General features: G+C 63.6%; 9 protein-coding genes and 1 pseudogene. 4 read left to right on the forward strand and 6 right to left on the reverse strand.

Annotated elements, in window-relative coordinates; all coding sequences use genetic code 11:
* Both YWU_RS0113255 and YWU_RS18285 read right to left on the reverse strand, forming a co-directional pair.
* Positions 1–238: transposase (locus YWU_RS0113255; RefSeq protein ID WP_027020839.1), on the reverse strand; the 238-nt coding region annotated here is incomplete at its 3' end.
* Between the two features lie 52 nt (positions 239–290).
* Positions 291–537, reverse strand: a pseudogene (locus YWU_RS18285) (IS6 family transposase); the annotation flags it as partial.
* 41 nt (positions 538–578) lie between these two features.
* Here YWU_RS18285 and YWU_RS0113260 point away from each other — a divergent pair.
* The gene (locus YWU_RS0113260; RefSeq protein ID WP_027020840.1) at positions 579–1184 is read left to right on the forward strand and encodes a cadmium resistance transporter; all 606 of its coding nucleotides are present in this window, start codon (positions 579–581) and stop codon (positions 1182–1184) included.
* A gap of 628 nt (positions 1185–1812) precedes the next feature.
* Here YWU_RS0113260 and YWU_RS0113270 read toward each other — a convergent pair.
* Positions 1813–2232: an arsenate-mycothiol transferase ArsC gene (locus YWU_RS0113270; protein ID WP_027020842.1), complete on the reverse strand. Its 420-nt coding sequence runs from the start codon at positions 2230–2232 to the stop codon at positions 1813–1815.
* The gene (gene arsB, locus YWU_RS0113275; protein WP_027020843.1) at positions 2229–3362 is read right to left on the reverse strand and encodes an ACR3 family arsenite efflux transporter; all 1134 of its coding nucleotides are present in this window, start codon (positions 3360–3362) and stop codon (positions 2229–2231) included. Before arsB ends, YWU_RS0113270 begins: the two co-directional genes overlap by 4 nt.
* A gap of 81 nt (positions 3363–3443) precedes the next feature.
* Here arsB and YWU_RS0113280 point away from each other — a divergent pair, with 81 nt between their 5' ends.
* From YWU_RS0113280 to YWU_RS18835, 3 genes are all read left to right on the forward strand, one after another.
* Complete coding sequence (locus YWU_RS0113280) at positions 3444–3791, forward strand: ArsR/SmtB family transcription factor (RefSeq protein ID WP_027020844.1); 348 nt, start codon at positions 3444–3446, stop codon at positions 3789–3791.
* A 10-nt stretch (positions 3792–3801) separates the two neighbouring features.
* The gene (locus YWU_RS0113285; protein WP_051260371.1) at positions 3802–4830 is read left to right on the forward strand and encodes an ArsO family NAD(P)H-dependent flavin-containing monooxygenase; all 1029 of its coding nucleotides are present in this window, start codon (positions 3802–3804) and stop codon (positions 4828–4830) included.
* 80 nt (positions 4831–4910) lie between these two features.
* The gene (locus YWU_RS18835) at positions 4911–5045 is read left to right on the forward strand and encodes a hypothetical protein (RefSeq protein WP_276201932.1); all 135 of its coding nucleotides are present in this window, start codon (positions 4911–4913) and stop codon (positions 5043–5045) included.
* Between the two features lie 143 nt (positions 5046–5188).
* Here YWU_RS18835 and YWU_RS17015 read toward each other — a convergent pair whose 3' ends face one another.
* Together YWU_RS17015 and YWU_RS0113295 are read right to left on the reverse strand one after the other, a co-directional pair.
* The gene (locus YWU_RS17015; protein WP_051260372.1) at positions 5189–5617 is read right to left on the reverse strand and encodes a vitamin K epoxide reductase family protein; all 429 of its coding nucleotides are present in this window, start codon (positions 5615–5617) and stop codon (positions 5189–5191) included.
* An 81-nt stretch (positions 5618–5698) separates the two neighbouring features.
* Positions 5699–5906, reverse strand: a 208-nt coding sequence (locus tag YWU_RS0113295; RefSeq protein WP_027020838.1) for a DDE-type integrase/transposase/recombinase, incomplete at its 5' end; no start/stop codon positions are given.

Below are 5906 nucleotides of genomic sequence, written 5' to 3' on the forward strand. Positions count from 1 at the left end.
CTTCCGCGAGTTCGACTCGTAGTCTGCGGTTTTCTGCTTCCAGGTCGAGGGATTCAGCGGGGCTGTCGGCGCCGGATTGTTTGTGGTTGCGGACCCAGACGCGCAGGGATTCTTTGCTGAGGCCGAGCTCATTGGCGATGCGGGTGACCGCGCCGTGGGCGGTTGCCGGATCGGCTTGGGCGCGGAGCACGAGTTCTACAGCACGCTGCTTGAGCTCCGGGGTGTACTTGACGGGCATGTGAAGGTTTCCTTTTCCAATTTCTTACCCTCCATTAAACCCGGGGCGAACCATAGGTCTCATCCACCCGCCAGGAACTGNCCTGCCAGTCAGGTACCTGCCGGTACCACCGTGTTTGCTTGTCCAGCTCAGGGGCGTATTTCTGGACCCAGCGGNAGATCGTGGTGTGATCGACCGGCACGCCCCGCTGAAGTCATCATTTCCTCCAGATCGCGGTAGCTCACCCCGTAGCGGCAGTACCACCGCACTGCCCACAGAATGATGTCACGGGGGAAATGACGACCGGAGAAGATACCCATGGCTGTGATTAATTCACGTCGCTCTTCCTACTGCCCCAACTTTGCAACAGCACCTCCTGGGGGCGGTTGGTCTGTTTATCGCCACCAATATCGACGACATCATCGTGCTCTCGCTGTTCTTCGCCCGCGGGGCCGGCCAAGCAGGGACCACACTTCGAATTCTGGCCGGGCAGTACCTTGGTTTCACGGGCATCCTCGCAGCCACGATCCTGGTCACCATAGGCGCGGATGCCTTCCTGCCCACTGAGGCGATCCCCTACTTCGGGCTGATCCCCCTGGCCCTGGGGCTGTGGGCGGCCTGGCAGGCCTGGCAGGCCTGGCAGGGAGACGATGACGACGACGATGACGCGAAAGTCAGCGGAAAGAACGTAGGCGTCTTGACCGTCGCCGGGGTGACCTTCGCCAACGGTGGCGACAATATCGGCGTCTATGTCCCGGTTTTTCTCAACGTGGATACCGCCACCGTTATCATCTACTGCGTCGTCTTTCTGATCCTGGTGGCGGGCCTGGTCCTGTTGGCGAAGTTCGTGGCCACCCGTCCACCCATCGCGGAGGTTCTCGAACGCTGGGAGCATGTGCTGTTCCCGATCGTTTTGATCGGCCTGGGTATCTTCATCCTCGTCAGCGGCGGCGCCTTCGGCCTTTAATAAGCTCATCCCCCGTGCTCCTAGGGCCTCTCTAGGTTTCCTCACCGGCATCAACTGAACCGTAAAGGGAATATCGACAAGGCCGCCACACGAAGCTCACAGCCACAGTCGCATCGGCAGCGACCACTTCGACCTTCTCGCGCTCAGTCAACCCGGCGATTATCCGTGCCTGTGTTTGGGCCTGTTTCCACTCAGCTTCAGGCATAGTCAGGTGTGATGTCGTGGCCACTGTCCATCTCTGTCTCCTTGTGAACGGGACTTCTGACATTTTCAGCTTCATGCCCACGAGTACTGACCAGATGGTGTTCAGAAGTCGACGTCACATCCCTGGTCGTCAGGGCCGATCTGCGCCAACGCCTTCTGACTCTGACACCTGCCGGGGGCAATATGCCCCGCGGCGTGGTCGTGGAGCACGAGGAAAAGGCACCCACCCTCGAGCTGTCAGCCTCGGGGGTGGGCAGGAGGCCGGCGGCGCGGACCTCGACGGCGGCACCTGCGTAGTGGTGGAGCGGGGCCGCGGCGATCTGGGAGCGTCGGCATTGTGGACGCAGACGAACAGCACACTGAGGGCGGTTTCCGGAGTGGTGGTCACGACAGGGTCTTATCCATCTCTCCGGCGGGAGGGAAGTCAGTTGCCGGTCAGCTCGGAAACGAGCTTGTGCACGCGGGCGTTGATGTCGTCGCGGACCAGACGCATCCGCTCGAGGCCCTCGATGCCGCGCTCGGAGGGCTCATCGGTGACCCAGCGCTCGAGGGTGCCACGCGCATCGGCGGGCAGCTCCAGCTGGGCATCCGAGCCGAGGATGACCACCCGGTCGACCTCACGCAGCAGCTGCGGATCAATCCCCTTTGGGTGGCCGCCGGACATGTCGGCGCCGACCTCACTGATCACCTCGGTCGACTGGGCGTTGAGTTTGGTGCCCGGTTTGGTGCCGGCGGAGTGGATCTCGAGTGCGTCTCCGGCGTGCTTGGTCGCGAGTGCTGCGGCCATCTGGGACTTGCCGCCGTTGCCGACACAGACAAACAGAACAGAGGGGTGGGAGGTCATGAGCGGATGGTCTCCTTCGCGGACGTAGGAGTGGTGGTGCTGGGTCGGGTGGTGGCTGGCAGGGTCGGATCCCCGGGGAAGAGCTTCGGGCCCAGCCAGAGCATGACGTAGACCAGGCCGACGAGCACGGGGATCTCGATCATCGGGCCAATCGTGCCGGCCAGCGCCTGGGCGGAGGTCGCACCGAAGGTGCCGATCGACACGGCAATGGCCAGTTCGAAGTTGTTGCCCGCAGCCGTGAACGACACGGAAGCTGACTGGGCGTAGTTCATGCCCGAGGCCTTGGAGGCGGCAAGTGAGATGAAGAACATGCCGACGAAGTACGCCAGCAGCGGCACGGCCATGCGTGCCACGGTCCAGGGCTGGGTGGTGATCTGCTCTCCCTGCAGGGAAAACAGCAACACGATGGTATAGAGCAGGCCGATTAGCGACAGCGGGGAGATGGCGGGGAGGAATTTGTTCTCGTACCAGTCCCGCCCCTTAACCTTTTCGCCGATGATCCGGGAGGCCGCCCCGGCCAGCAGCGGAATGCCCAGGAAGACGAGCACGGAGGTGACGATGGACCAGAAAGAGAACTGTGCGGAGGTGGTTTCCAGACCCAACCAACTGGGCAGGACCTGCAGGTAGAACCAGCCCAGCACGCCGAACATGAACACCTGGAAGACGGAGTTAATGGCCACCAGCACGGCGGTGGCCTCCCGGTCGGCACACGACATGTCCGACCAGACCAGCACCATGGCGATACAGCGGGCCAGGCCGACGATGATCAAACCGGTGCGCAGCTCCGGCTCATCGGGCAAAAAGATCCAGGCCAGGGCGAACATCAACGCCGGTCCGACGACCCAGTTGAGCAGCAATGAGACGCTCATCAGCCGTTTGTCGGCGGCGATTTCCTTGGTCTTGTCGTAGCGGACCTTGGCCAGCGGTGGATACATCATCACCAGCAGTCCCAGGGCGATCGGCAGGGAAATGCCGCCGACCTCCATCGCACCGAGGGCGTCGCCGATGCCGGGGATGGTGCGGCCAATGAGCAGGCCGGCGGCCATGGCGAGCAGAATCCAGACGGGCAGGAAACGATCCAGGAAAGATATCCGGGCAGGTATGGCCCGGGGTTGGGCGGGTGCGGTCATGCGTCACCTTCTCGTTGTATTGATCGTGGTCGATACTCAAACTACTTCCAATATCGACGTGCGTCAATATATAGTGGTGGTATGACGACCGCACAGATCCTTCCGCTCACCGATCTCTCGGCCTGCTGCTCCCTGGGCACCGGCCCGCTCGATGACGAGGAGGCCGACCGGTACGCCGCCCTGTTCAAGGTCCTCGCCGAGCCGGCCCGTCTGCAGATCCTCTCCCAGTTGGCCGCCGGTGGGTGCGGGCCGGTCAGCGTCAACGAGCTCACCGACATGGTGGGCCTGAGCCAGCCGACGATCTCCCATCACCTGAAAAAGCTCACCGAAGCCGGCCTGCTGGAGCGCACCCGGGAGGGGCGCAGCGTCATCCACCGGGTGAAACCGGAACTGTTCGCCGAGCTGCGCACCGTCCTGCAGATCGGTTAAGCGGCAGGCGATGACGGGGCACGACACGACAGGAGAATATGTGAGCGGCAGCGACCATCACGAGGCGATCATCATCGGCGGTGGCCAGGCAGGGCTGGCCACCGCCTACTATCTGCTCCGGGCAGGGGTGGACACCCTGGTCCTGGATGACCAACCCCGCCCGGGCGGGGGCTGGGTGCATGTGTGGCCGTCGATGACGTTGTTTTCCACCGCGGAATTCTCCAACCTGCCTGGCTGGCCGATGCCCGATTACGATGGGTTTCCTCCGGCCGAACATGTGGTGGACTATCTCACCGCGTATGAGCAGCGCTACCGGATCCCGGTGGAGCGCCCGGTCCACGTGGACCGGGTCAACTACGACGACGGGATCTACTACATCCGGGCGGGGAAGAAGACCTTCACGGCCACACACGTCGTCGCGGCCACGGGCACCTGGTCCGCCCCGTTCATTCCCTTCTATCCCGGTTCCTTTGCTGGTACCCACTGGCACTCGGCGAGCTACCCTGGCATCGAGCCTTTCCGGGGCACGAAGGTGGCGGTGGTCGGGGGCGCGAACTCCGGTGCCCAGATCGCCGCGGAACTCGCCCGGGTCGCTGAGGTGACCTGGTACACCCGCCGCTCCCCGCGCTGGATGCCCGATGAGGTGGACGGTCGTGTGTTGTTTCGCCGCAACCGCCAGCGCGCCCTGGCCATTGGGCGTGGGGAACCCGACCCCGGGGCGGATTCGGAGTTGGGCGATATCGTCGTCCTGCCTGAGGTACGCCGTGCCCGGGATTCCGGGCGACTGCAAGCCACGCCGATGTTCACCTCCCTCGATGAGGTGGACGCCGACCACCTGATCTGGTGCACCGGGTTTCGCCCGGCCCTGGGGCCGGTGCGCCGGCTGCTGGACGGGAACACACCCAAGTATCCGGGGCTGTATCTGGTTGGCTACGGCGACTGGGCGGGACCCGGGGCTGCGACGATTACCGGGGTAGGCCCGTATGCCAAGCAGGCAGCCCGGGAGATCGCTCACTCGGTCGGCAAAACGGTGAAATAACCCGCCCTACCAACCATGGGGCAGCGGGGGTCTATCCCAGGTCCAGCACCGAGCGCAGCTCCTCGAACGCCTCACTAACCATGTTGTACGCCCACTTCCCCCGCCGCTCCTGGGCCAGCGGACCGGTGTCGATAAGCCTGGTTCGTGTCGACGTAGGCGTGGAACCGCCGGAGGAAGCCCTCGGTGAGGCCGGCGACGTCTTCGGAGAGCGTTGATCAGCTGTTTTTAACGACGGGGCGGGACTCGAAACGCGAAGAAGCGTGAGTCGGTGCACGAACATCGAGCGGCCCGACAACCCCGTCAGATCGTGGTGGAGCACACTGGGGTTGCAGGCCCCACGCGTCCCCGGGACCTGGGTCTAGACCAGGGTGATCCAATAATCCCAGAACCGGTGGGTGATCAAGGCGAGGATGAGTAGGAACCACCCGGTGAGCACCACCCCGTGGTAGCTGGTGAGGGTGCCGATGAGCCGTTGTGCCCAGCCGGGTCCGGTGTGCCGCAGGGGCTGGAGGTTAGTCAGGGTGGTGTACCAAAACAGCGGAATCGTCACCGCCCAGACGACCATGCAGTAGGGGCACAGGGCACCGATGACGTACAGGCTCTGGTAGATCAACCAATGCACGAACACCACCGCGAAGGTGACGCCGACCTGGGTTCCCACCCGGAACCAGGTCCGAAACCAGGTACCGGCCAGGATGGCCGCCCCGACGACCGCGACGGCGGAAAACCCAGCAATCCCGATCACCGGGTTGGGGACGCCCAACGCCTCGGCCTGCGGGGTGATCATCACGGTGCTGTTGCAAAGTCGGGCGGAGAGCAGCGAAGACTCAGTTTCTCATTCCCTGATCGCCGCTGCGTGTGGGCGTTCTCAGGCCGTCTCGAAGACCCGGTTGACGATCACCGCGTCCGGGTTCGGTTGCCCGTAGGCAAACATCGTGCCTTGCCCTTTCCGCAATGAGTGCATCGCCTCCATCCCTTTCAACGTCCGATATGCAGATGTCCGGTTCTTAAACGCGCCTTTCGGCCCGAGGATCCGCTTCAGCCGACCATGGTCGCCTTCCAGGATGTTGTTGAGG

The organism is Corynebacterium sputi DSM 45148 (assembly GCF_000427865.1).
In the GTDB taxonomy this organism is placed as follows: domain Bacteria; phylum Actinomycetota; class Actinomycetes; order Mycobacteriales; family Mycobacteriaceae; genus Corynebacterium; species Corynebacterium sputi.